23 protein-coding genes are annotated in these 25,440 nt (G+C 63.1%); 5 read left to right on the forward strand and 18 right to left on the reverse strand.

Translation table 11 applies throughout. The annotated features are described in order from the left end of the window. Positions 1–83: 83 nt before the first annotated feature. The 10 genes from ACIOU9_RS08185 to ACIOU9_RS08230 all read right to left on the reverse strand — a co-directional run bounded on the left by ACIOU9_RS08185 (position 84) and on the right by ACIOU9_RS08230 (position 12,321). On the reverse strand, positions 84–1,265 hold the full coding sequence (locus tag ACIOU9_RS08185) for an adenosine deaminase (protein ID WP_105661700.1): 1,182 nt from the start codon (positions 1,263–1,265) through the stop codon (positions 84–86). Positions 1,266–1,368: 103 nt separating this feature from the next. Then, a complete protein-coding gene (locus tag ACIOU9_RS08190) occupies positions 1,369–2,043 on the reverse strand; it encodes a DedA family protein (RefSeq protein ID WP_402696493.1) in 675 nt (224 codons plus the stop codon). A gap of 456 nt (positions 2,044–2,499) precedes the next feature. Further along, the gene (locus tag ACIOU9_RS08195) at positions 2,500–3,813 is read right to left on the reverse strand and encodes a thymidine phosphorylase (protein ID WP_105657433.1); all 1,314 of its coding nucleotides are present in this window, start codon (positions 3,811–3,813) and stop codon (positions 2,500–2,502) included. Positions 3,814–3,856: 43 nt separating this feature from the next. Beyond that, positions 3,857–4,267: a cytidine deaminase gene (locus ACIOU9_RS08200; protein ID WP_105657432.1), complete on the reverse strand. Its 411-nt coding sequence runs from the start codon at positions 4,265–4,267 to the stop codon at positions 3,857–3,859. Positions 4,268–4,276: 9 nt separating this feature from the next. Further along, the gene (locus ACIOU9_RS08205) at positions 4,277–5,548 is read right to left on the reverse strand and encodes an ABC transporter permease (protein WP_105657431.1); all 1,272 of its coding nucleotides are present in this window, start codon (positions 5,546–5,548) and stop codon (positions 4,277–4,279) included. Continuing rightward, positions 5,545–6,750, reverse strand: a complete 1,206-nt coding sequence (locus tag ACIOU9_RS08210; RefSeq protein WP_332489200.1) for an ABC transporter permease — start codon at positions 6,748–6,750, stop codon at positions 5,545–5,547. The genes ACIOU9_RS08205 and ACIOU9_RS08210 overlap by 4 nt, the downstream gene beginning before the upstream one ends. After that, the gene (locus ACIOU9_RS08215) at positions 6,747–8,345 is read right to left on the reverse strand and encodes an ABC transporter ATP-binding protein (protein ID WP_105657429.1); all 1,599 of its coding nucleotides are present in this window, start codon (positions 8,343–8,345) and stop codon (positions 6,747–6,749) included. Before ACIOU9_RS08215 ends, ACIOU9_RS08210 begins: the two co-directional genes overlap by 4 nt. 141 nt (positions 8,346–8,486) lie before the next feature. Continuing rightward, the gene (locus tag ACIOU9_RS08220; protein ID WP_105657428.1) at positions 8,487–9,575 is read right to left on the reverse strand and encodes a BMP family protein; all 1,089 of its coding nucleotides are present in this window, start codon (positions 9,573–9,575) and stop codon (positions 8,487–8,489) included. 287 nt (positions 9,576–9,862) lie between these two features. Then, a complete protein-coding gene (locus ACIOU9_RS08225) occupies positions 9,863–11,059 on the reverse strand; it encodes an amidohydrolase (protein ID WP_400342533.1) in 1,197 nt (398 codons plus the stop codon). A 146-nt stretch (positions 11,060–11,205) separates the two neighbouring features. Continuing rightward, positions 11,206–12,321, reverse strand: a complete 1,116-nt coding sequence (locus ACIOU9_RS08230) for a mannose-1-phosphate guanylyltransferase (RefSeq protein WP_105661696.1) — start codon at positions 12,319–12,321, stop codon at positions 11,206–11,208. Between the two features lie 246 nt (positions 12,322–12,567). Between ACIOU9_RS08230 and sdhC the strand changes: the two genes are divergently transcribed. From sdhC to ACIOU9_RS08255, 5 genes are all read left to right on the forward strand, one after another. Continuing rightward, positions 12,568–12,981, forward strand: coding sequence for a succinate dehydrogenase, cytochrome b556 subunit (sdhC, locus tag ACIOU9_RS08235; protein ID WP_388025151.1), 414 nt, complete (start codon positions 12,568–12,570; stop codon positions 12,979–12,981). Between the two features lie 3 nt (positions 12,982–12,984). Beyond that, entirely contained in the window at positions 12,985–13,428 is a 444-nt protein-coding gene (locus tag ACIOU9_RS08240; RefSeq protein WP_105661695.1) for a succinate dehydrogenase hydrophobic membrane anchor subunit, read from the forward strand. Between the two features lie 61 nt (positions 13,429–13,489). Continuing rightward, on the forward strand, positions 13,490–15,277 hold the full coding sequence (gene sdhA, locus ACIOU9_RS08245; protein ID WP_402696494.1) for a succinate dehydrogenase flavoprotein subunit: 1,788 nt from the start codon (positions 13,490–13,492) through the stop codon (positions 15,275–15,277). Continuing rightward, positions 15,277–16,059: a succinate dehydrogenase iron-sulfur subunit gene (locus ACIOU9_RS08250; protein ID WP_402696496.1), complete on the forward strand. Its 783-nt coding sequence runs from the start codon at positions 15,277–15,279 to the stop codon at positions 16,057–16,059. Before sdhA ends, ACIOU9_RS08250 begins: the two co-directional genes overlap by 1 nt. Positions 16,060–16,188: 129 nt before the next feature. Continuing rightward, on the forward strand, positions 16,189–17,643 hold the full coding sequence (locus ACIOU9_RS08255; RefSeq protein ID WP_402696498.1) for a catalase: 1,455 nt from the start codon (positions 16,189–16,191) through the stop codon (positions 17,641–17,643). A 60-nt stretch (positions 17,644–17,703) separates the two neighbouring features. On the opposite strand, the gene dctA is transcribed toward ACIOU9_RS08255, so the two are convergent. From dctA to ACIOU9_RS08295, 8 genes are all read right to left on the reverse strand, one after another. Then, a complete protein-coding gene (gene dctA, locus ACIOU9_RS08260) occupies positions 17,704–19,125 on the reverse strand; it encodes a C4-dicarboxylate transporter DctA (protein WP_402696499.1) in 1,422 nt (473 codons plus the stop codon). 138 nt (positions 19,126–19,263) lie between these two features. After that, positions 19,264–20,361 (reverse strand): tartrate dehydrogenase, encoded by a 1,098-nt coding sequence (locus ACIOU9_RS08265; RefSeq protein ID WP_402696500.1) that lies wholly within the window; start codon positions 20,359–20,361, stop codon positions 19,264–19,266. Between the two features lie 112 nt (positions 20,362–20,473). Beyond that, entirely contained in the window at positions 20,474–21,400 is a 927-nt protein-coding gene (locus ACIOU9_RS08270; RefSeq protein WP_402696502.1) for a LysR family transcriptional regulator, read from the reverse strand. Between the two features lie 107 nt (positions 21,401–21,507). Next, positions 21,508–22,020, reverse strand: a complete 513-nt coding sequence (locus ACIOU9_RS08275; protein ID WP_402696504.1) for a 2'-5' RNA ligase family protein — start codon at positions 22,018–22,020, stop codon at positions 21,508–21,510. 8 nt (positions 22,021–22,028) lie between these two features. After that, complete coding sequence (gene trpS, locus ACIOU9_RS08280) at positions 22,029–23,045, reverse strand: tryptophan--tRNA ligase (RefSeq protein WP_013348087.1); 1,017 nt, start codon at positions 23,043–23,045, stop codon at positions 22,029–22,031. Positions 23,046–23,053: 8 nt separating this feature from the next. After that, a complete protein-coding gene (locus tag ACIOU9_RS08285; protein WP_402696506.1) occupies positions 23,054–23,893 on the reverse strand; it encodes an exodeoxyribonuclease III in 840 nt (279 codons plus the stop codon). A 102-nt stretch (positions 23,894–23,995) separates the two neighbouring features. Continuing rightward, a complete protein-coding gene (locus ACIOU9_RS08290; RefSeq protein WP_013348085.1) occupies positions 23,996–24,493 on the reverse strand; it encodes a hypothetical protein in 498 nt (165 codons plus the stop codon). Between the two features lie 69 nt (positions 24,494–24,562). Continuing rightward, complete coding sequence (locus tag ACIOU9_RS08295; protein ID WP_402696508.1) at positions 24,563–25,345, reverse strand: GAP family protein; 783 nt, start codon at positions 25,343–25,345, stop codon at positions 24,563–24,565. Positions 25,346–25,440: the final 95 nt, after the last annotated feature.

The following is a 25,440-nucleotide window of genomic DNA, read 5'->3' on the forward strand; positions in this document are numbered from 1 at the left end:
CACGTGCCCTTGGAACCAGCGAAGCCGCCCCTTGCTTGGGCAAGGGGCGGCTTCGGTGGTTGCCTGGCGGCTGGGTCCTGGAACTAGTCGGCGACGTTTTCGTATTCGTCTTCGTCGTAGTCCTCGTCGTCCAGCAGGTTGTCGTAGTAGTCGTTGATGTACTCAACGAGCAGCTCGCGCATTTCCAGCGGGACGAAGGCAGCTTCGGCGGCGTTCAGCGTCAGATCCAGCAGATCTTCCAAGTCGTAGTCGAAGGCTTCTACCAGCAATTCGAACTCATCGGACAAGGTGGTGCCGGACATCAGGCGGTTATCCGGCGAGATGGTGACATTGAAACCGGTCTGGACCAGCAGGTCGATCGGGTGGTTCCCGATGCCTTCGCCGAATTTGGAGGTAGCACCGGTCTGCAGGTTCGAGGACGGGCAGACTTCCAGCGGGATGCCGCGTTCGCGGACCCAGTTCGCTACCGGGCCCAGCGATACCAGGCCGGTATCGTCGCTGAGTTCTTCGCCGTTCTCGTCGATAGCTCCGAACTCGATCTCGATGTCCTCGGCTACGCGGACTCCGTGGCCCAGGCGCTGGGCGCGGCCGATCAGGATGGCTTCCTTGATGGAATCCAGGCCGGCTGCTTCGCCAGCGTGCACGGTGGTTGGGAAGAGATTCTCGGCCAGCAGGTCGAAAGCTTCCTTCATCACTGAGGGCGGGAAGCCATCTTCAGCACCGGCGATATCGAAACCGACGACGCCACGACCACGGTGGCGCAGGGCCAGCTTGGCGATTTCCACGCCTTGGTCGCTGTGGCGCATGGCGGTAACGATCTGGCCGATCTGCATCGGGTGGCCCTCGGCGTTGAGCTGCTCGCAGGCCTGGTCCAGGCCTTCCTGGATGGCGTCGACGACGTCGTCCAGGCTCAAGCCTTCGCGGCGGTGCTGCTCTGGTGCATAGCGGACTTCGCCGTAGATGACACCGTCTTCAGCGAGGTCCTCTACGAATTCGCGGGCAACGCGGATCAGCGCATCTCGGGTCTGCATGACCGCGACGGTGTGCTCGAAGGTTTCCAGGTAGCGTGGCAGCGAGCCGGAGTCGGCTGATTCACGGAACCATTCGCCCAAAGCTTCTGCTTCGGTCTCTGGCAGCTCGTGTCCAATCTCGGCGGCCAGCTCGATGATCGTCTGAGGGCGCAAACCACCGTCGAGGTGGTCATGGAGCGAAACTTTAGGCAGATCCCGGAAATCGAATTCGGGATCGTAGTCAGTATGAATCATTTCTTCAGTCACACCACTGAGCCTAGTCGCATTTTCGTGGAACTGACAGCTCCAACGGGTAAAGATCTGCGAGCCACTATGTGACCCTGATCAATACGGGAGGTTAACCCTCGTCAGGGGTTGGCGGGACGGTCTGCCTGGCTGGTTGCACCGGGTGCCCTTCGCGCTTCGCCGCGCGCCGATGCAGGCGATCCAGCACCCAGCTGACGATCCGGTCGATGACGAATCCGAGCACTACGGCGATGACAATGGAAACTGCAATGCCCAGCAGCTTGTTGTCGTGCATCCAGTTGCCGGCCAGCGCACCGATGCTGACGGAGTAGGCGGCCCAGGTCAGCACGCCGATGGTGTCGAAGAGGGTGAAGCGCTTGCGGCTGAATCCGGTGGCGCCCGCGGTCAGGTTCACGGCCACTCGGCCAATCGGGATGTATCGGGCCGTGAAAATCAGCAGAGCGCCCGAGGTTTCAAGTTTCTTCTCGGCATAGTTCAGCACCCGCTGCGCGCGTTGCCCGCGCATCCACTTGAAGCCCCTGGATCCGATCTTGCGTCCGATGGCGTACGTGATCTGGTCGCCGAGCAAGGCACCGCCGGCACCGAGCAAGCCGATCAGGACAAGGTTGGGAACACCGGTGTGGACGCCGACCGCGGCCAGTGAAACCAAAAATGATTCACTCGGGACGAGGGGGAAAATCGCATCGATCATGCAGAACAGAAACAATAACGGCAGGATCCACCATGCGCTGGCGGCCTGCGTGATTGCCTCATTGACTAATTCCATGCGTGCCTACATCTACTTTCCCAAGGCGCTCCATGCGCTGAATGTCTCTCCATTTTCGCTCGAGAACTCACCTGCGCGCATCCTGCTTACGTTGCGTTGTGGACAATTCCCATCTGCTGCCCAGGTAGGAGTTAACTGACTAACGTTTGACTACGCCGTTATTGTTCCCGGGAACTTTCTGGGAACTTCTACTGCGGCAGCTGGCCTGGGAACCACCAGGATGCCAGGCCATTGCTACCGCAACTTCGAAGACGAACGGACCTGCACGGCCCTCCGGAAAGAAAAGCCCAGCTGCTGCAGGCAGCGAGGCCGGGGAAGAGCACTCGCAGGGCGACCAGGCTCCCGATATTTCTGGAGCGGGGCGCAGATTCCCAGCGGATCGGTCGCCGGCAAGCGAAAGAGCCGGGAAACACGGCAACGTGTTTCCCGGCTCCTTGAGCGCCCATCCGGATTCGGCTACTTGGCGGCGATGCGGTCCAGGATCAGGCGGGTGTCCGGACGGTCATCGGCCGAACCGATCATGATGGCGCGCTGGACCAGCTCGATGGCACGCTCCATCTTGGCCGGGGTGTCGGTCAGCAAGGTGGCAATCGGCTCGCCACGGCGAACCAAGGCACCTGGCTTCACGTGCATGCGCACGCCGGCGCCGGCCTGGACGCTGTCTTCCTTGCGGGCACGTCCTGCGCCCAGGGTCCACGCGGCCAGGCCGATGTCCATGGCGTCGAGCTTGATCAGCACGCCCTCGGCGGGCGCCACCACGGTGTGCGATTCCTTGGCTACCGGCAGCTTGGCATCCGGATCGCCGCCCTGGGCCGCGATCATCTTGCGCCAGATGTCCATGGCCTTGCCGTTCTTCAGCGCACCGGGGACATCCGCATCCTTGATGCCTGCCCCGGCAAGCATCTCGGTGGCCAGGGCCACGGTCAGCTCCACGACGTCCTCTGGTCCGCCGCCGGCCAGGACCTCAACGGATTCCTCGACCTCGATGGCGTTGCCGGCGGTCAGGCCCAGCGGGGTTTCCATGTTGGTCAGCAGCGCCACGGTGTTCACCGACGCATCGGTGCCCAGGTTCACCATCGTCTCGGCCAGTTCGCGGGCCATGGCCTCGTCCTTCATGAACGCGCCGGAGCCGACCTTCACATCCAGCACCAGGGTGCCGGTGCCTTCGGCGATCTTCTTGCTCATGATCGAGGACGCGATCAGCGGGATGGCTTCCACGGTGGCGGTGACATCGCGCAGGGCGTAGAGCTTCTTGTCCGCCGGAGCCAGTCCGGTGCCGGCGGCGCAGATGACCGCGCCGACGTTGGACAGCTGGGAGAACAGCGCTTCGTTGGACAGGTCCGCCTTCCAGCCGGGAATGGCTTCGAGCTTGTCCAGGGTGCCGCCGGTGTGGCCCAGCCCGCGGCCCGAGAGCTGCGGGACGGCCACGCCGAAGCTGGCGACCAGCGGAGCCAGCGGCAAGGTGATCTTGTCCCCCACGCCGCCGGTGGAGTGCTTGTCGGTGGTGGCCAGCTTCTTGCCCGACGGGTCGGTGAGGGCAGAGAAGTCCATGCGTTCCCCGGAGTTGATCATCGCGGTGGTCCAGCGCGAGATCTCGTTGCGGTTCATGCCCTGGAAGTAGATGGCCATATTCAGCGCGGACATCTGCTCTTCGGCGATGGCCCCGCGGGTGTAGGCATCGATGGTCCAGTCGATCATCTCGTTGCTCAGTTCGCCGCCATCGCGCTTGGCGCGGATGACTTCGACGGCACTGAATTGCTCGGTAGCCATATCAGGCACCTTCCATTCTGCTGTTGGCCGGTGTGCTCCGGCGCTAGAAGTTGAGATTCTGCGGCCCGAACGCGTCAGGCAAGAGGTCGTCGATTCCCACGATGCCGCGGGCTGTCTTGATCAGCAGCTGCGCCCCGCGGTGCTCGAAGAGCAGCTGGCGGCACCGGCCGCACGGGGTGATCAGTTCGAGCTCGCCCTCGCGCAGCTGGCCGAAGCACAGGAAGTATTCCATGGTGCCCCCGCCGGTGGCGAAGAGCTGACCCACCATGGCGCATTCAGCGCACAGGGTGACCCCGTAGGCGGCGTTCTCGATGTTGCACCCGGAAATCAGGCGGCCGTCGCTGGTCAGTGCCGCGGCACCCACCCGGAACTCGGAGTAGGGCGCGTAGGCCTGGGACAGCGCGGCCGCAGCCGCAGCTTCGAGCTGCGGCCACGGCGCGTTGTTGCTATTCATGGGAAATCGCTATTCCTTCACGTAGGGTTCGCCCGCAGCTGCCGGTCCGCGCGAACGCCCCACCAATCCGGCCACCGCGAAGATGGTCACCAGGTAAGGCATCATGGCCATGAACTGGCTTGGTACCGGGGTGCCGATGATCGTCAGGATCACCTGCAAGTTATCGGCGAAGCCGAAGAGCAGGGCGGCCAGGAAAGCGCCGATCGGGTTCCACCGGCCGAAGATGACTGCGGCCAGCGCGATGAAGCCGCGGCCGCCGGAGATTTCCTTGGTGAAGGAGTCGATGGCCACCAGGGTGAAGAAGGAACCGCCGATGCCGGCCACGATGCCGCCGAGGGTGACATTCCAGAAGCGGATCGCGTTGACCTTGATGCCCAGGGTATCGGCTGCCTTCGGATGCTCGCCCACGGCGCGCACGCGCAGGCCCCACTTGGTCTTGAACAGGCCGAACCAGACCAGGAAGACGGCCAGGTACATCAGGTAGCCGATCACCGACTGCTTGAACAGGATCGGGCCGATGACCGGGATCGAGGAGAGCAGCGGGATTTCAATGACCGGCAGGTGCGCTGGCGAGTTGAAGCGCTCCGGGTCCTCCTGCATCACGGTGGTGAACAGGAAGCCGGTGATGCCCGAAACCAGCACGTTCAGGACCACGCCGACGATGATCTGGTTGACCACGTACTTGATGGAGAAGACCGCCAGGACCAGCGAGACCATGGCGCCGGCCAGGCCGGCGGCAACCAGGCCCGCGAAGGCGCTCTGGGTCAGCGAGGCGACCAGTGCCGCGGTGAAAGCACCGCCCAGCAGCTGGCCCTCGATGGCGATGTTGACCACGCCGGCACGCTCGCACAGCACGCCCGAAAGCGAACCGAAGACCAGCGGCACGGCCAGCACCACGCCACCGGCCAGCAGGCTGGCCAGCGAAATGCTGTTGATGTTGGCGCCGGAAACCACCCAGATCAGGAAGCCCAGCACGAACAGGACCGCCGCGATGGCGACCATCCAGGTGGCCAGGATCCTGCCCTGCTTGCGCTGCATCCACGCGTAGGCGGCAATGGCCAGCAGCAGCACGCCGAACACGATGTTGGTGATGCGGCCCGGGAAGACCAGTTCGGGCAGCTCGAAGGCGTCGCCGGCGCTGTTCAGCGTGAAGTGGGCGGCTTGGTCGTTGCCCAGCAGGCCGAAGCTGAAGAAGACGATCACTGCGATCACCGAGAGGATGATCGGGGTCTTCTTGCTCGGCAGGACGTTGATTGCCGGCTGCAAGGTGGAAGAGGTCACTTGGCACCTGCCTTAGTAGGTTCGAGCTTGGAGCTGCGCTTCTTCTTGCGGTTCATGCCGAAGATGGCCTTGACCAGCGGCGGGGCGGCGATGAACAGCACGATCAGCGACTGCACCACCGAAACGATGTCGATCGGGGTGCCGGTGGTGATCTGCATGTTCACCGCACCGGCCTGGAACGCGCCGAAGAGCAGGCCGGCGAAGAAGGTGCCCCACGGGGTGGAGCGGCCCAGCAACGCCACGGTGATCGCGTCGAAGCCCAGCGAGCCGGCGATGCCGCCGGTGAGCACCTTTTCGGTGCCTGCCACCTGTGCCACGCCTGCGGCACCGGCCAAGGCGCCAGCCAGCGCCATCGCAATGATGGTGGTGCGGGCCACGTTGATGCCGGCGGTCTGCGCGGCTTCCGGGTTGTGGCCCACGGCGCGGAATTCGAAGCCCACGGTGGAGCGCTTGAACATCCAGGACACGGCCAGCACCAGCAGCACCGCCATCACGAAGCCCAGGTGCAAACGCGAACCGGGGATCGCCGGGAAGATGGCCGAGCTGTCCAGGATCGGCGAGATCGGGTTGGTCTCGCCGGGACGGCGGAAGGCCTGGGTGTTCATCAGGAAGTCGATCAGGTACACGGCCACGTAGTTGAACATGATCGTGAGGATCACTTCGTGGGCGCCGGTCTTGGCCTTGAGCAGGCCGACCAGGCCGCCCCAGATCGCGCCGCCGAGCAGGCCGAAGACGATCACCAGCAGCAGGTGCAGGCCGATGGGCAGGTGCCAGGCGAAGCCGATGTAGGCGGCCAGCACCGAGCCGATGATGATCTGGCCCTGGGCACCGATGTTGAACAGGCCGGCGCGGAATGCCACGGCCACGCCCAAGCCGGCGCAGATCAGCGGGGTGGAGACGGTCAGGGTCTCCAGGAACGGCTTGAACCCCTGCGAGGAGTTGTAGATCGAGCCGTTGAACAGCGCCACATAGCTTTCAGTGGCCGCACGCCAGAATTCGCCGAAGAAGGCCGAAGGCTGGGCGAAGAGGTAGCCGGCCGTTTCGCCCACCTTCTCATCGGTGACCGCAATCAGCAGGCCGCCAATGACCAGTGCGACGATGACGCCGAGGACCGAGACCAGGCCTGGTCCCTGGGTGATTTGGCGCAAGAGGTCATTGCCCGGCTTGCCGGAGCCGGGAACCACAGGTGCTTTCTCGCTCACTGCGCTTCTCCTTCCTGGTTGTCATGCTCGCTAGCTGGCTGTGCTTCAACCGGCTCGTTCTCCGCCTTCGCGAATTCGGCCTGGGCCAGGGCTTCTTCCTGCGAAACACCGGCCATCATCAGGCCCAGCACCTCGCGGGAGGTGTCGCCCGGCACGATGCCGTTGATCCTGCCCTTGTAGAGCACGGCGATGCGGTCGGCCAATTCCATGACCTCGTCGAGCTCGGTGGAAACGATCATCACCGGGGTGCCCTTGTCGCGTTCGGCCACGATGCGGCGGTGCAGGAACTCGATGGAGCCCACATCCACGCCGCGGGTCGGCTGCGAAGCGATGAACAGCTTCAAATCGCGGCTCAGCTCGCGGGCCATGACGACCTTCTGCTGGTTGCCGCCCGAGAGGCTGGAGGCAGGGTTCAGCGGATTATCGGTACGCACGTCGAAGCCCTGGATCTGCTGCGCGGCGTTCTTCTTGATCGCCTCCAGGTTCATCGAGATGCCCTTGCCGAAGGGCGGGCGGTCGTAGAGGTCCAGCACCAGGTTCTCCTCGATGGAGAACTGGGTGACCAGGCCGTGCACCGACCGGTCTTCGGGAACGAAGCCGAGGCCCGAGCGCAGGATCTGCTTGACCGACTTGCCAACCAGCTCTTGGCCGGCGAGCTTGACCGAGCCGCCCGTCACCGGCTGGGTGCCCAGGATCGCTTCGGTCAGTTCGGTCTGGCCGTTGCCCTGCACGCCGGCGATCGCCAGGATCTCGCCTGCATGGATATCCAAGGTGACCGAGTCCAGCGTGGTGGTGCCCGCCGGGTCGACGACCGTCAGGTCCTTGACCTGCAGTACCGCCTGCCCGGGAGTGGCTGCGGCCTTGTTCAGGTTCAGTTCCACGGCGCGGCCGACCATGAGGTTGGCCAGCTCGGTGGTGGAGGATTCCGGGGAGACCGAATCGATGACCTGGCCGCGGCGGATCACGGTGATCACATCGGAAACGGCACGCACTTCGCGCAGCTTGTGCGAGATGAAGACGATGGAGGTGCCGTTGGCCTTGAGCTGGCGCATGATGTCCAGCAGCTCGTCGGTTTCCTGCGGGGTCAGCACCGCGGTCGGCTCATCGAGGATCAGGATCTTGGCCTCGCGCACCAGGGCCTTGATGATCTCGACACGCTGCTGCACGCCAACGGGCAGGTCTTCGACGACCGCGTCCGGGTCCACGTCGAAGCCGTAGCGGTCGGAGATCTCGCGGATCTTCTTGCGGGTGACCTGCAGGTCAAGCACGCCGCCAGCCTTGGTGGTTTCTGCGCCGAGGGCAATATTCTCTGCCACGGTGAAGACCGGGACCAGCATGAAGTGCTGGTGCACCATGCCGATGCCCGAGGCCATGGCGTCGCCCGGTCCGGAGAACTCGACGGGCTTCCCGTCCAGCAAAATTTGGCCCTCGGTCGGCTGGTACAGCCCGTAGAGCACGTTCATAAGCGTGGACTTTCCAGCACCGTTTTCGCCGAGCAGACAGTGAATCTGGGCGTCATCGACCGTCAGGTCGATATCTTTGTTGGCGTAGAAAGAACCGAAGGCTTTCGAGATTCCTCGTAGTTCGAGTTTCACGATTCCACCATCTTCATTGTTCGTTTAGCGAGGTTCTTGCTTGCAGGTTGTTTTGGCCCTTAGGCAGGCATAAAGCGCGTCACCTGCCCACCGCTGTATTGCGGCGAGCGGTGACGCGCTCCATGGCTGGTTTGCCTAGACCTACTTGGGGCTGGAAGCCGATTCGATCTCCAGCTCACCGGAGATGATCTGCTGCTTCAGGGCATCGATCTCCTTCTTGGTGTCTTCGCCGATTTCCTCATCGAAGTTGTGGAACGGTGCCAGTGCAACGCCCTCGTTCTCCAAGGTGCCCACGTACGGGGTCGAGTCGAACTTGCCCTCGGCGTCGGTGCGGATGACATCTTCGACTGCGGTGTCCATGGTCTTCACGACCGAGGTCAGCATGACGTCCTTGTAGTCGGGAGCGGTCAGGAAGCCGTCGGAGTCGACCCACACGAGCTTGGCTTCCTTGCCGCCGTCGTTGGCCTCGACCACTGCAGCGCCAGCGCCCTTGCCCACTGGGCCGGCGACAGGCATGACAACGTCAGCGCCGGAAGCGATGAAGTTCTTGGTGATCTGCTTGCCCTTATCCTGCTTCTCGAAGTCGCCGGAGAAGGTGCCGTCCTGCTTCTTCTTGTCCCAGCCCAGCAGCTTGACGTCCTTGCCCTTGTCTTCGTTGAACTTGGCCACGCCGTCAGCGAAGCCGTCCATGAAGATGGTGACGGTAGGGATCTTGATGCCGCCGAAGGTGGCAACGGTGCCGGTCTTCGAAGCGGCAGCTGCTGCGTAGCCTGCCAGGTAGGCAGCCTGGGCCGTGTCGTAGATGATCGGCTTGACGTTTTCGATCGGCTTCTCGTACTGGAAGTCGACGATGGCGAAGTTCTTGTCCGGGTTGGCCGCGGCAGCCTCAGCGGTTGCGTCGCCCAGCAGGAAGCCGATGGTGACGGTCAGGTCGCAGCCTGCGTTGACCATGCCGTTGAGGTTGGTCGCGAAGTCGGCGTTCGACTTGGATTCTGCATCCTTGGTCTGGATGCCCAGGTCCTTCTCGGCGTTCTTCAAGCCGCGGAAGGAAGATTCGTTGAAGGACTGGTCGTCGAATCCACCGGAGTCGGACACAATGCAGCCAACGTAGTCCGGGAACTGGCCAGCCGAGCTGGTCTCTTCCGGTGCAGCGCCGCAGGCGCTCAAAGCTAATGCCGAGATGCCGAGCATGGCTGCAGCCATACCGGTCTTGCGCGATACGAAGCGCATCTGTTCCTCCAAAGAATCTTGCGAGATAATGCGGGAGGCAAGACACCTGACCCTCGTGCAAGGCTTCATTGCCTAGGCCTTACTCGAGCACACCAAAAGTCATAGCATTCCCATCGTTTCCATAGCCTATCGGAGATATGTCACAGGTAAAGACGATAAAGATTACAAACAGATAACTTACGGGCCGCAAAACGGCAAGCGCTTAACGCCAACGCCCAAGTCACTGACCGAATTGTTAAAGCGTCAAAGAAATGTTAAAAACTTTCGGGTTTGATGTGGCCAACGCCCTATTTGGCGTTAGCCTCGCGCACAGCCTGCATGGCGGCGGCCGCCATGATGCGAACCCCCACGCCAATGCACGATTCGTCCGGGATATAGTCCCCGCGGTGCAGGTCATAGGTTTTGCCGCCCGGGGTGCGGGTTCCCAGCCGCAGCATCGCACCGGAAACCTTCTGCGTCATCCACGCGAAGTCCTCCCCGCCCATGGACTGCGGAGTCAGCTCGATGGCCTCGGCTCCGAACTCGCGGCGCGCGGCGTCCTCGATCAATGCGGTCTCCGCCGGAGCGTTGACCACCGGTGGCACTCCACGGGTGTGCTGCAGCTTGATCTCCACTCCGTAGGGAGCGGCGATCTGGCGCACGGCCTGGTCCAGCAGCTCACCGGCCTCGTACCAGACATCGCCGTCCAGGCAGCGCATGGTGCCGGCCAGGTATCCGGTGGCGGGGATCGCGTTCGGCACGCTGCCGGCATGGATCTGGCCCCAGACCACCGAGACGGCCGAGCGCACATCGACCTTGCGTCCGAGCACGGCCGGGACCTGGGTGGCGATCTGGCTCATCGCGAAAACGATGTCTTCGGTCAGGTGCGGGCGCGAGGTGTGCCCGCCCCGGCCGTTGACCTCGATGCGGATGGTGTCGCTGGCCGAGGTGATCGCACCGATGCGGGTGCCGATATGCCCGGCGTCGATCCGCGGGTCGCAATGCAGCGCGAGCACCCGCGGCACGCCATCGAGCAAGCCCTGTTCGATCACCGACAGCGCCCCGCCGGGAAGCTTCTCCTCGGCGGGCTGGAAGATCACCCGCACGCAGCCATCGAGCTTGCCGGCGGCATGGATCCTGCCCAGGGCCAAGGCCACGCCGATCATCACGGTGGTGTGGATGTCGTGGCCGCAGGCGTGCGCCACGCCCTGGGTCATCGAGGCGAACTCCAGGTTGGTTTCCTCCACCACCGGCAGCGCGTCGATGTCGGCACGGAAAGCGATGCGGATGGGCCCTTCGCCAATGTCCACGAAGGCGCCGGTGTCGGCCATTTTCTGCGGCGCCAGCCCGGCAGCGCGCAGGGTCTCGAGAATCCGCTCGGTGGTTTGGTGCTCAGCAAAGGACAGCTCCGGGTTGCGATGCAGTTCCCTGCGGAAGCCGATCAGCTGGTCGATCAGCGGCTCGGTGAAGTCGCTGACGGAAGCCGGATTGCCATTTTCATTCACGGTGGACACCTTTTGAAGATACTCGGCACGGTGCAGAAAATGACAGTTTTCCGTAATGTTCGGGCGCATTGCGCAACATCAGGCAAGGGAAACAGGGCGCGCCGACCTATTGCCGGCCAGCTCGCCCCGTTCGCAATCCTGCTGTGCTAGAGCACCTCGGTAGCACCGTCGGCCTTCAAGGCCTCCACCGTCTGCTTGACCTTCTGCGCATGCTCCTTGGTGGTCACCAGCAACGCGTCGGCGGTATCCACCACGACCACATCCTCGATCCCGACCAGGGCCACCACGCGCGGGCGGTCCGAATAGACCACGCCGGTAGCGCTGTCGGCATACACGCGCACCGACTCGCCGCCCAGGTTGATGATGCCCTCCTCGGCACTGGCCTTGTTCAAGCGGCCGATCGCGGCGAAGTCGCCCACGTCGTCCCAGTTGAAAACGCCCGGGATCACCGCGACGTCGCCGGCCGCGGCGGCCGGCTCGGCCACCGCATAGTCAATGGCGATCTTCGGCAGATCGGCCCAGACTTCGCGCATCACGGTTTCGCGCTGATCGGTTTCCCAGGCATCGGCGATCTTCATCAGGCCCGCGTACAGCGCCGGCTCATTGGCTTCCAGATGCTTGAGCATCAGGCTCACCGGCGCGACGAACATGCCGGCATTCCACAGGAACCCGCCCGAGGCCAGGTACTTGCGGGCGGTGTCCTCATCGGGCTTCTCCACGAACTGCACCACGCCGCGCGCCGACGGCGCATTGGGCACCTGGAGCGGTTCGCCGGTCTGGATGTAGCCGAAACCGGTGGAAGGGTGCGTCGGGTGGATGCCGATGGTCACGATCTTGCCGGTCGCAGCGGTGTGGATCGCTTCGCTCAGCGCGGCCTGGAACACCTCAACCGGCTCGATGACCTGGTCCGCGGCGAAGGAGCCCATGATGATGCTCGGGTCGCGGCGGTACAGGATCGCGGCGGCCAGGCCGATGGCGGCGGCCGAGTCGCGCGGCTCCGGCTCGAGCACCAGGTCCTCGTCGCACAGCTCGGGCAGCTGGGACACTACGGCTCCGCGGTGCGCACGCCCGGTGACCACCATGATCCGTTCGCCGGCCAGCGGGACCAGGCGGTCATAGGTGGCGCGGATCAGCGTGGATCCGGATCCGGTCAGATCGTGCAAAAACTTCGGAGCGGAAGCCCTGGAGAGGGGCCACAATCGGGTGCCGACGCCGCCGGCGGGGATCACGCCGTGGAATCGGGCTAATAGGTCTGCATTCACGCCTTCCAGACTAATTCATTCGGTGGATAATCCTGTCCATTGAAACCTGTGCAACAGATTAAATACGAAAACATCGCATGAGGTATTACGGGCGGGATTTCGGCCTTTTAGCGCATAATTACCCCTTTTCGGTGAACATGCTCACAGGAACGAGACACGAAATAGATTGGAGCTAGCCAAGTGGTTTAGACTCGCACAAGGAACGCTCGCACAAGTGCGTCAAATCTCATTGTGTGCAATATACACATGCGCCGTTGCGAGCCTTGGAGGTTTAGTTCAGTGTCGAAGACTTCGTCAGGCACCCTATACCGCGGCCATGAAGGCATGTGGTCCTGGGTGGGACACCGAGTCACCGGTGTCGTTATTTTTCTTTATCTGCTGGTGCACGTGCTCGATACGGCCATGGTCCGTGTCGATGCCGGCGCCTACGACGCAATCATTAGCACCTACCAGACCCCGTGGATGGCACTTGGTGAAACCGGTCTGGTTGCAGCAATCCTCTTCCACGCATTCAACGGTCTGCGCTTGATCCTGGTCGACTTCTGGAAGCAGGGTACCAAGTACCAGCGCCAGTTGCTCTGGGGCGTATTGATCCTCTGGGTCATCGTCTTTGCGGGCTTCGCCATCCGTCACCTGTCGATCGCATTTGGGAGCCACTAAGCCATGAGCGTTTCTATTCCTGCTCCTCGCAGCCAGCGCATTGATCCAAAGTACAAGCGCGGACCAAAGTCCCGCGGAAGCTTCGAAATGCTGGCATGGCTGTTCATGCGCCTCTCCGGCGTCGTGCTGATCGTCCTGATCTTCGGCCACCTGATCTCCAACCTGATGGTCGGCGAAGGCATCTCCGGCATCAGCTTCGGCTTCGTGGCCGGCAAGTGGGCCTCGCCGCTGTGGCAGTTCTGGGATCTGGCCATGCTGTGGCTGGCCATGCTGCACGGCACCAACGGCGTGCGCACCATCATCAACGACTACGCAGAGAAGCACGCTACCCGTGCATGGCTCAAGGGCATCCTGTACGTCGCCACGATCTTCATCATCGTGCTTGGTTCCCTGGTGATCTTCACCTTCGATCCATGCGTCGCCGGCAGCCAGCTGCCGCAGTGCTAATTGGAACTCCCCTAGTTCCAGCCAATAGCCACACAGATTTTTAGAAAAGAGAGCATCAAGAATGCAGGTACATAAGTACGACGTTGTTATCGTCGGTGCCGGTGGTGCAGGCATGCGTGCAGCGATCGAATCCGGTCAGCGCGCACGCACCGCAGTGCTAACCAAGCTTTACCCAACCCGCTCGCACACCGGTGCGGCCCAGGGCGGCATGTGCGCAGCACTTGCCAACGTCGAGGAAGACAACTGGGAGTGGCACACGTTCGACACCATCAAGGGTGGCGACTACCTGGTTGACCAGGACGCAGCCGAGGTCATGGCCAAGGAAGCCATCGACGCCGTGCTGGACCTGGAGAAGATGGGCCTCCCATTCAACCGAACCCCAGAGGGCAAGATCGACCAGCGCCGCTTCGGCGGCCACACCCGCGACCACGGCAAAGCCGCCGTGCGACGCGCATGCTACGCAGCTGACCGCACGGGCCACATGATCCTGCAGACCCTGTACCAAAACTGCGTCAAGCACAACGTCGAGTTCTACAACGAGTACTACGTGCTCGACCTGCTGATGGTCGAAGAGGACGCCTACCGCGAGGACGGCACCGCCTACAAGCAGAAGCGCGTTGCCGGCGTCGTCTCCTACGACCTGGCTACCGGCGAACTGCACGTCTTCCAGGCCAAGTCGGTCATCTTCGCTTCGGGCGGCGCCGGCAAGGTCTTCAAGACCACCTCCAACGCGCACACCCTGACCGGTGACGGCATGGGCATCGCCTTCCGCTCGGGCCTGCCGCTGGAGGACATGGAGTTCTTCCAGTTCCACCCAACGGGCCTTGCCGGACTGGGCATCCTGCTCACCGAGGGTGCACGTGGCGAAGGCGCGATCCTGCGCAACTCGGATGGCGAGCGCTTCATGGAACGCTATGCGCCGACCATCAAGGACCTCGCACCACGTGACATCGTGGCCCGCGCGATGGCCAACGAAGTCCGCGAAGGCCGCGGTTGCGGCCCGAACAAGGACTACGTGCTGCTGGATCTGACCCACTTGGAACCAGAGCACATCGAATCCAAGCTGCCGGACATCACCGAGTTCGCCCGCACCTACCTGGGTGTCGAGCCATTCACCGATCCGGTGCCTGTCTACCCCACTGCGCACTACGCAATGGGTGGCGTTCCAACCAACATCAACACCGAAGTGCTGCAGGACAATGACACCGTCATTCCTGGCCTGTTCGCTGCCGGCGAGGTTGCTTGCGTATCGGTCCACGGCTCGAACCGCCTGGGCACCAACTCGCTGCTGGACATCAACGTGTTCGGCAAGCGCGCCGGCGTTGCCGCTGCCGAGTACTCCAAGACCGCCGACTTCGTCGAGTTGCCGGAGAACCCGGAAGCATTCGTCACCGCGCAGATCGACGGCGTGCTGACCGGCAACGGCACCGAGCGCGTCTCGGACCTGCGCTCGATCCTGCAGGAGACCATGGACGCCAACGTCCAGGTATTCCGCGACGAGCGTTCGCTGAAGGAAGCGCGCGACGTGATCGAGGATCTGCGCCTGCGCTACAAGAACATCAGCATCCAGGACAAGGGCAAGCGCTTCAACTTGGATCTGCTCGAAGCCATCGAGCTGGGCTTCCTGCTCGACTTGGCCGAGGTCATCACCGTTGCTGCATTGCACCGCAAGGAATCCCGCGGCGGCCACTACCGCGAGGACTTCCCAGACCGCGACGATGAGAACTTCATGAAGCACTCGATGTCCTACCGTGACGCAGACGCTGTCACCGAGGACATCAAGGGCATCCGCATGGAGACCAAGCCTGTGGTCTTTACCCGTTACCAGCCAATGGAGCGTAAGTACTAATGAGCACCGAACTGCCAGAACCACCGTCAAAGATCGAGCTGAAGCCAGGCGTTGGCGGCGGCGGAGAAATCCCTAGCTTCGACATCACCCTGCGCGTTCGTCGTTACCTCCCAGAGGCCACCGCGGATGCTTACTGGGAAGACTTCAAGCTGACCATGTACGGCACCGACCGTGTGCTGGACGCCCTGCACAAGGTCAAGTGGGAGCAGGACGGCTCGCTGTCGTTCCGCCGCTCCTGCGCCCACGGCGTGTGCGGTTCCGATGCCATGCGCATCAACGGCCGCAACCGCCTGGCTTGCAAGACCCTGCTCAAGGACCTGGACACCTCCAAGCCGATCACCGTTGAAGCCATCAAGGGCCTGCCTCTTGAAAAGGACCTCATCGTCGACATGGAACCGTTCTTCCAGTCCTACCGCGAGATCATGCCATTCCTGATCTCCAAGGGCCACGAGCCAACCAAGGAACGCTACCAGTCCGCTGAGGATCGCGAGATCTTCGACGACACCACCAAGTGCATCCTGTGTGCTGCTTGCACCAGCTCCTGCCCGGTGTTCTGGACCGATGGCCAGTACTTCGGCCCGGCCGCGATCGTCAACGCCCACCGCTTCATCTTCGACTCGCGCGATGATGCAGGCGACATGCGCTTGGAGATCCTGAACGACAAGGAAGGCGTGTGGCGCTGCCGCACCACCTTCAACTGCACCGAAGCATGCCCACGCGGCATCCAGGTGACCAAGGCTATCGCCGAGGTCAAGCAGGCAATTCTGGCGCGCACCGTCTAAGGACGCGCCAAGAGGCCCGAACCATTGATGGTTCGGGCCTTTTTGCATCCCTTCAACTCCTCCGCCTCGCGTGGCATGATGGGCAGTACTCGCCCTTTTCCCAATGCACCACAGAGCTGAGGAGCAAACATGGCCAGTGAAGAACCCACCTCGACAACCCAAGCAGGAATCCCGGCAGCCAGCGACCGCAACTCGCTGACGGTGGGCGCCAACGGCCCCATCGTGCTGCACGATCATCATCTGGTCGAGACCCTGCAGCATTTCAACCGGATGAATGTTCCCGAGCGCCGCCCGCATGCCAAGGGCTCCGGAGCCTTCGGCGAATTCGAAACCACCGAGGACGTATCCCGGTACACCAAGGCGGCCCTGTTCCAGCCTGGCGTGAAAACCGAAACGCTGATGCGTTTCTCCACCGTTGCCGGCGAGCTCGGCTCTCCCGACACCTGGCGCGATGTGCGCGGCTTCTCGATGAAGTTCTACACTTCCGAAGGCAATTTCGATCTGGTCGGGAACAACACGCCGGTGTTCTTCGTGCGCGACCCGATGAAGTTCCCGCACTTCATCCGCTCCCAGAAGCGGCTGCCCGATTCGGGGCTGCGCGATGGAACCATGCAGTGGGACTTCTGGACGCAGAATCCGGAATCCGCCCACCAGGTCACCTACATCATGGGCCAGCGCGGCCTGCCCAAGACCTGGCGCGAAATGAACGGCTACGGCTCGCACACCTACATGTGGGTCAATGCTGCCGGAGAGAAATTTTGGGTCAAGTACCATTTCCTGAACAAGCAGTCCGAGAAGTTCGAGACCATGCGCGGGGCGCAGGCCGAGGCACTGGCCGGATCCGACGCCGACTTGCACCGTCGCGACCTGTTCGATGCCATCAAGGCCGGAAATTTTCCCCAGTGGGACCTGTACGTGCAGATCATGGGCTACGAGGAAGCCAAGACCTACCGGTTCAACCCCTTCGACCTGACCAAGGTCTGGTCCAAGAAGGACTATCCGCGCATCAAGGTCGGCACCATGACGCTAAACCGGAACCCGGAGAACTTCTTCGCGCAAATCGAGCAGGCCGCATTCTCCCCCGGGAACATGGTCCCGGGCATGGGGATGAGTCCTGACAAGATGCTGCTGGGACGCAATTTCGCGTACGCGGATGCGCAGCGCTACCGCATCGGCACCAACTTCCAGCAGCTGCCGGTGAACAAGCCCAAGTGCCCGGTCCACTCGTACAACTTCGAGGGGAGCATGACCTACGATCACACCAGGGATCGCAGCGTCTACGCGCCGAACTCCTTCGGGGATTCATGGAGCGATGAAACCGGACCGGCGGAGAATTCCTTCGAGTCCGACGGCGAACTGGTCCGCGAGGCCTACACGCTGCGCAAGGACGACGGAGACTTCGTACAACCCGGCATCCTGGTCCGCGAGGTGATGGATGATGCCCAGCGCGCCGAACTGGTGGACACCGTCACCGGGGCGCTGGACGGGGTCATCGAACCGGTGCTGTCCAACGCGATCGAGTACTGGAAGAACATCGACGCGGACACCGGAGCGAAGATCGAAGCGAACGTGCGCGCGAAGTAGCCCGCCAACGCAGCAGGTCCCCGCCAGAACTTTCGCGGGGACCTGCTGTGCCCTTGGGTGCTAGCGCGCTACGCCGCTGAGCTCAGCCGCCGAGGCATCGACCGGGTTGTCCTGCGTGCCGTCGTCTTCCGCAGCCACGTTCGCTTGCTTGTCCTCCGGGGAATCTTGCGACCCCTGCTGCGCGGGGACTTCTTCGCCGTTGAACACCTTGCGTACTCGTTCGATGTCAAGGGACTTGTCCCACCAGGCGATGAACAAGGTGGCGACGGCATTGCCGCAGAAGTTCACCAGGGCGCGGCATTCGGACATGAACTTGTCAATGCCGAAGATCAGCATGATGCCGGCCGCCGGGATGGTTCCCAAGGTGCTCAAGGTTGCGGTCAGTGCGATGAATCCGCCTCCGGCAACACCCGCCGCACCCTTCGAGGTCAGCAGCATGACGGCAAGCATGCCGATCTGCTGGCCCACAGTCAGGTCGGTATTCGTGGCCTGGGCGATGTACACGGCCGCCAGCGAGAGGTAGATGGCAGCGCCATCGAGGTTGAAGCTGTATCCGGTCGGCACCACCAGCCCCACGGTCTCCTTCTTCACCCCAGCATGCTCGAGCTTCTTCATCAGCCCGGGGAGCGCCGGCTCCGCCGTGGACGTGCCCAGGATCAGCAGCAGCTCCTCGCGAAAGTGCTTGAGCATCTTGAAGATGTTCAGCCCCAGGAACGCCATGATTCCACCGAGGAAGAAGACCACGAAGATGATCGAGGTGCCGTAGAACAGCAGGATCAACCAGCCCAGGCTGGAAAGCGTTTCCACCCCGTATTTGCCCACGGCGAAGGCCATGGCGCCGAAAGCGCCCAGCGGTGCCGCCTTCATGATGAAATTCAGCACCTTGAAGATCACCGTAGTCAGCCGCTGCACCAGATCCAGCACCGGGCCGCCGATCTTGCCCACGGCATTGATCGCGATGCCGAACACCACCGCCATGAAGATGATCTGCAGGATGTCGCCTTCGACGAATGGCGATGCCACTGAGCCGGGAATGATGTGGGTCAGGAACTCCCACCATTGCTGGTTCTCGCCCTTGTCGATGAGTTCCGCGGCCTGGCCGGTGGTTTCGAGCTTGCTGGCGTCCGCGTTCACGCCATCGCCCAGGCGGAAGATGTTGATCGCTACCAGTCCCAGCAGCATGGCGCAGATCGTGCCGATCTGGAAGTAGCCCAGCGCCTTGAGCCCGGTGGCTCCGACCTTTTTCAGGTCGGCGACGCTGGCGATGCCCCCGACGATGGTCAGGAAGACGATCGGTCCGATCAGCATCTTCATCGCTTCCACGAATGTGGTGCCGATCGGTTGCATGGACTGGCCGGTTTCCGGTGCCAGCCAGCCAAGGATAATGCCGGCGACAATGGCGATCAGGACCCAGAAGTACAGCTGCCGGTACAGTGGCCGGCGAGCAGGCTGGATGCTTTCGCTCTGCATGGTCTTGCCCATGATTCCTACCTCAGTGTTGGAATAAGCCTTGCTCCGTGGATCTCAGCGTGCGCGGGAGCGGGGCTTGGAAAAATTCAGGGAGCCGCGATGCAATATTCGCGGCCTGGTGGCGCGCCCCGGATGGGGCGCGCGTTGGACCTAGACAGCGGCCAGGGTGCTGCTAAGTGCTGCCACGATGGCGTCGGTGACGGTCTCGGTATCCGCAGTTCCGCCGATGTCGCGGGTCAGCTGTCCGGCCGCGGTGGCTGCTTCGATAGCCCCCTCGACCTGGCGGGCTTCGGCTTCCAGCCCGAAGTGCTCCAGCATCAGCGCGGCGCTGGCGATCGCGCCGATCGGATTGCAGATCCCCTGCCCGGCGATGTCCGGGGCCGTACCGTGCACCGGCTCGAACATGGACGGGAAGCGGCGTTCGGGGTTCAGGTTGGCGCTGGCGGCCAGCCCCAGGCTGCCGGCCAGGGCGGAGCCCAGATCCGAGAGGATGTCGGCGTTCAGGTTCGAGGCGACAACCACGGACAGGTCCTCGGGATTGAGGATGAACTTGGCGCTCATCGCGTCAACCAGCACGCTTTCGGTGCGCACATCCGGGAATTCCTGCGCTACGCGCTCGAAGGTCTCGTCCCACAGCACCATGCCGTACTGCTGCGCATTGGACTTGGTGACCGAGGAGACCTTCTTCACCGTGCGGGTGCGGGCCAGCTCGAAAGCGAAGCGGATGATCCGCTCGCAGCCCTTCTCGCTGAACAGCGCCGTCTGCAGCGCGATCTCATTGCCCGGCCCGCGCCCCGAAAGGTTGCGTCCGCCCAGCCCGGCATATTCGCCTTCGCTGTTCTCGCGCACGACGATCCAGTCCAGCTCGGTGTCATCGGCCTTGCGCAGCGGCGAAGTGACCCCGGGAAGGAATTTGACCGGGCGGATATTGGCCCACTGGTCGAAGTTCTGCGTAATGTTCAGGCGCAAGCCCCAGAGGCTGACATGGTCTGGAACGTTCTCCCAGCCGACCGCGCCGAAGTAGATCGAGTCGAAGTCTTTCAGCGTTTCCAAGCCGTCTGGTGCCATCATGACCCCGTGCTTGGCGTAATACTCGCAGCCCCAGTCGAACTCGGTCCAGTCGAAGGCGAACTTGCCGTTGGATTGCGAGGCAACGGCTTCCAGCACCGTGCGGCCGGCGGCGACCACTTCCTTTCCGACACCGTCTGCGGGAATGGAAGCGATCTTGAATACTCGGGTCTGGCCCATGGTTTCCTCCTTGGTCTAAGTGGTCCGCATCACGTGCGAACTTGGTATCAATTAGACCGGGACCTAGGCATCGCGTCTAAGACCGAATATGCATACGCCGAATAGGGTTACCCTATAGTTGCTGGCCAGATTGGGTTTCTGAATACTCCTGGGCGAGCCGGAGGAAGGACTGGGCCGCGGGAGTCAGGTTCTCCTGCCGGCTGATGATCGCCACATGCAGCTGCGTGACCGGCTCCAGCAGGGCCACCCGCAGCCCGGAACGGCGCGCCAGCGGTGCCCAGGAAATCGGCAGGATGGCATGCCCGACTCCGGCGAGCACCAGCGGGAGAATCGAGGTGCGGTGGGCAACTTCGGCGACGATGCGCAGGTCCACGCCGCGGGCTACCAGGTCGTCCACCACTGAGCGCATGAGCGAGCCGCGCTGCGAGATGATGATGCTCTCGCCGCCGAGGTCGCAGCCCTGAAGCGTTTCGCCCGGCCCGAAGTGATCTGCCAGCGGATTGATGATCAGCACCAGCGGCTGGCGCTCCAGTTGCACTACGTCCACCCCGAGGGCGGCAATCGGCTGCTCCGCGCCGAGCAGGCCGATCTCGCTGCTCCCGGAGCGCACCGAGCTGACCACCTCGTCAACGGTGAAGGCGGCGGCAGTACTGACGGAAATTTGCGGATGCTGCTGGGTGTACCGGGAGATCAGGGTGGTCAGCGGCTCGATGGCCGGTGACGGCATGGCCGCCATCTCCAGCCGGCCGCGGTGGACCCCCTTGAGCTCCGCCATCGCCGAGCGCGCAGCGTCCAGGTCCCGGACTACCAGCCGGGCCGGGCCCAGCAGCTCCTTGCCCGCTTCGCTGAGCACAACCCGGCGGCCAACCCGGTGGAACAGCGGCAAGCCGATCTCCTGCTCGAGGCTCTTGATCGTCTGCGACAGCGAAGGCTGCGCGATGAGCAGGTGCTCGGCGGCGCGGCTGAACCCCTCGTGGTCGGCGACCGCCAGGAAATACCTCAATTGCCGGACGTCCATATCCTGCCTCTCCGGCGCCATGGCTGCGTCGCGGCGCCTTCCACCATTATGTGAGCAGGAGCACCCGAATGCCGATTCGTGTGTCGTCGCGGGCAGAAACGTGCTGCCCTGCGGCAGCACGGGGTGCGCTATGAACCGAGCGCGATGTCCTCGCTGAAGTTCCACTCCCCGCCGCGGGTATCGAACAGCTGGATGCGGTCGGCGGTGAAGGACAGCTGCGCGTCGCCCAGCGCCGCCTGCGCGGCGTCCAATTGCGCTGCCGGCACGTTTTGCGCGATGGTCAGGTGCGGATGGTAGGCGAAAGCTGATTCGTGCCTCAGTGCGTCGCCGAGCAGCGCACGGTGCAGCGCCCAGCATTCATCGGCGCCGGTTTCAAGCGGCAGGAAAACCACGTCACTGGCTGGCCGGAAGGTTCGAGCCGGACCCAGCTGGATGCTGAAGGGCTGCACCGTGGCTGCCACCCGGCGCACCTGGGCCGCCGCCTTCTCCCAGGAATTCAGGTACGATCCGGACACCAGGGTGATATGCGGCGCGATCGGCCCGGTGGCCTCTCCCCCGTATTCCTGGCGCCACGCGCGCAGGGTCTCCCGGTGTGGCTGCGGCACCGGGATCACTACGCCCAGGGTGTACTCGAAAACCATCGGATTCGCTAGATTCCCAGCGGCGGCAGGAAGCCGACCTTCTGGTAGACATCGGCAACGGTCTTCGACGCGACCTCGCGCGCCTTGGTCGCTCCAACCAGCAGCAGGCGATCCAGCTCGGCGGGATCATCCAGCAGTTCCAAGGTGCGGGTACGGATCGGGGTCAGGCGCTCCACGACAGCTTCTGCCACAGCCACCTTCAAATGCCCGTACATCTTGCCCTCGAATTCGTTGACCAGCTCCGGAACATGCTTGCCGGTCACGGCGGCCAGGATATCCAGCAGGTTCGAAACCCCTGGCTTCTCAGCCTTGTCGTAGGCCACGACGGACCCGGCATCGGTCACGGCGGACTTGATGCGCTTGGCGATCAGCTTCGGCTCATCGAGCACGTTGATCAGGCCAGCCGGGGACTCGGCGGACTTGGACATCTTGGAGGTCGGGTTCTGCAGGTCGTAGATGCGCGCGCCCTCCTTCGGGATGAACGCCTCCGGAACGGTGAAGGTCTGCCCAAAACGGTGGTTGAAGCGCTTGGCCAGGTCGCGGGCCAGCTCCACGTGCTGGCGCTGGTCATCGCCCACTGGAACGCCTTCCGGCTGGTAGAGCAGGATGTCTGCAGCCATCAGGACCGGGTAGGTGAACAACCCGACGCTGGCGGCATCCGCGCCGCCCTTGGAGGACTTGTCCTTGAACTGGGTCATGCGGCTGGCTTCGCCGAAGCCGGTGATGCAGTTGAAGACCCACGCCAGCTGAGCGTGCTCGGGAACCTGCGACTGGACGAACAGGGTGGACTTGTCCAGGTCGATGCCGCCGGCGATGAACTGCGCGGCGGTCTTGCGGGTGCGGGCCCGCAGCTCGGCCGGGTCCTGCGGCGTGGTAATCGCGTGCATATCCGGGATGAAGAAGAATGCTTCGTGGTCATCCTGGGTCTTGACCCAGTTGACCAATGCGCCCAGATAGTTGCCAAGATGCAGCGAATCTCCCGAAGGCTGCATTCCTGAAAGTACGCGGGGACGGGTTGTTTCCATGGTTTTCCTTAGAACTGGTAGTCGACGACCAGCGGTGCATGGTCGGAGAAGCGCAAATCGTAGGCCGAGGCACGGTCTACGTGGGACTTGATGGCTTTGGCGGCTAGTGCCGGGGTGGCCATGTGGTAGTCGATACGCCAACCGGCATCGTTGTCGAAGGCCTGTCCGCGGAAGGACCACCAGGTGTACGGTCCCTGCACGTCGCCGGCCAGCTCGCGAGCCACATCCTTGTAGCCGATTTCCGGGCCGAAGAATCCGTCGAAGTAGGCGATTTCCTCGTCCATGACGCCGGCGCGCTTGTTATGGTTCGGCTTCCAGTTCTTGATGTCCTTCTGCGTGTGCACGACGTTCAAATCGCCCACCACCAGGACGTGGTCCTTCTCGCTCTTCAGTTCGGCCAGACGCACGTTCATGCGCTGCAGGAAGCGGTACTTGTCCTCCTGCTTCTGGGTGCCCAGCTCGCCGGAGTGGACGTAGGCGGAGACGACGGTGAAGACCTCGCCGTTGACTTCGAAGTCCGCTTCGACCCAGCGCCCGGATTCGGCGAAGTAGTCCTCGCCGATGTGCTCGCGCACGGCTACCGGCTCGGTCCGCGAGAGGACGGCGACCCCTGCGCGGCCCTTGTCCTTGGCCTCGGCATGCAGAATATGCCAACCCTCGCCAATCAGGTCGCGCAGGATCTTATCCGGTGCGCGTACTTCCTGCAGGCACAGGATGTCCACGTCACGGGCGGCGATCCAGTCCGCCATGTTGCGCTTGTAGGCCGCGCGAATGCCGTTGACGTTGACCGACGCGACGCGCAGCGCGCCGGCGTCCTTGTTGAGAATTTCCACACTGGTAGGTATCACTGTTCCAGCTTACAAAATTAAGCGTTCGATTACGCGCTGATCTGGCCTGCGCCCAAACACGGGCAACGAAAAAGGGCAACGCTTTCGCGTTGCCCTGGTCAGTTAGTCGATGATTTCGCCATCCATCGGCTTGGCCGGCTTGATCATGTCCCGCGCATTCGTCGCGGTCATCTGTATTGTCTCCAGCGCCCGGTCGATCATGCCCTCGTAGTCCTCGCCCTTCGCCTCGCGCTGCTCGGCAATCACGCGGGCCTGGACCTGGACGATCTTGAACGAGTGGTCCAGCTTCATGTCGCGCTGGCTTGTGGACTCGTCAACCACCACGGTGCCTGGCTGGGCGCGCGGGGTAGCCGCCGCGGTGGCTTCGCGCAGCGAGTTGTTGATCTTGTCCGCGCCTCGCTTGAGGCCGAACATCATGAATGCGGCCAGCAGCAGCCAACCGGCGGAGATGACGACAACGAACCAGCCGACGATCTCATTGGAGTTGGCAGCGAATACCACTGCCACCAGAAGGACGATGACCATGACGGACATTGCCAAAGTTGATGCGTTCAGGGTGACTTTCCTGCCCTGCTTCGCGCTGCTGCCTAGAGGTTCCATGCCGTCAATTCTCGCATCATTACCCCGCTTCAAGCCAATTGGAACCGTGCCCTTTCGCCCACAGCGTGGCTAGCCGAGCAAGCTGTGCAGATCCTGCCCGGAAAGGCATGCGCGAATCAGCAGGTATCCACCGATGCCCACCACCCAGCCAAGGGTTTCCTGGGCGTAGGCCGAGGCTTTGGCCCCCATCTTCTGCAGCCAGGCTTCGATGCGCGGGCCGGCGAGCGCACGGGCGCCAACCAGCACCAACGCCGGGACGATCATCACCAGGCAGTAGCCGATCAGCGCAAGCAGCTGCAAACCGGTGCCCCAGCCGGCGCCCTGCATGACGCCTACGGCGGCCAGGTAGGGAAGCATCGTGGGAAGTTCCAAGAGGCCGGCGAACAGGGCCAGGGCAATCAGCCCGGTGCGGGTATCCAGCGCAGTTCCCAAACGGCTGCGCAAGCGCCGCGGCACCTGGCCGGTTGCGTCCGCCGGGCTCGGTGCCGGTCCTTCAAGTGCCGCGCCGCTATGCGCGATGGCTTTCTTCCGTGCGCTGGCTTCCTTCTGCGCATCGGTGCGGTAGGTGAGCGCCCAGATGATCATCAGCGCCCCGACCGCCATTCCGGCCAGCCGGAAGAACCGGTGCTGGAAGATGCCGGGATCGATGAGCAGCAACCCGCTGCGCAGCAGCACCCCGACGATCCAGTAGAATCCGGCGATCACCAGCAGGTAGGCCAGGACCTTGGCAATGGCTTCGCGGCGCCCCCTGAGCAGCAGCCACAGCGGAATGACCAGGGTGCCGATGCTGGTCGAGTCGATCAGCGCCAGGATGAGAAGGGATAGTTCGGGATTGCTCGTCATGATGTCCATGGTTTCCACTGTTCCGCGGCCTGCCGATTCGCGGTATCGGCCAGTGGGCTGCGCTTTCTCCTCCTTAAGGGGGATACCGGCGGGCAGCCAGTTCG

The organism is Glutamicibacter sp. NPDC087583 (assembly GCF_044743685.1).
In the GTDB taxonomy this organism is placed as follows: Bacteria; Actinomycetota; Actinomycetes; order Actinomycetales; family Micrococcaceae; genus Glutamicibacter.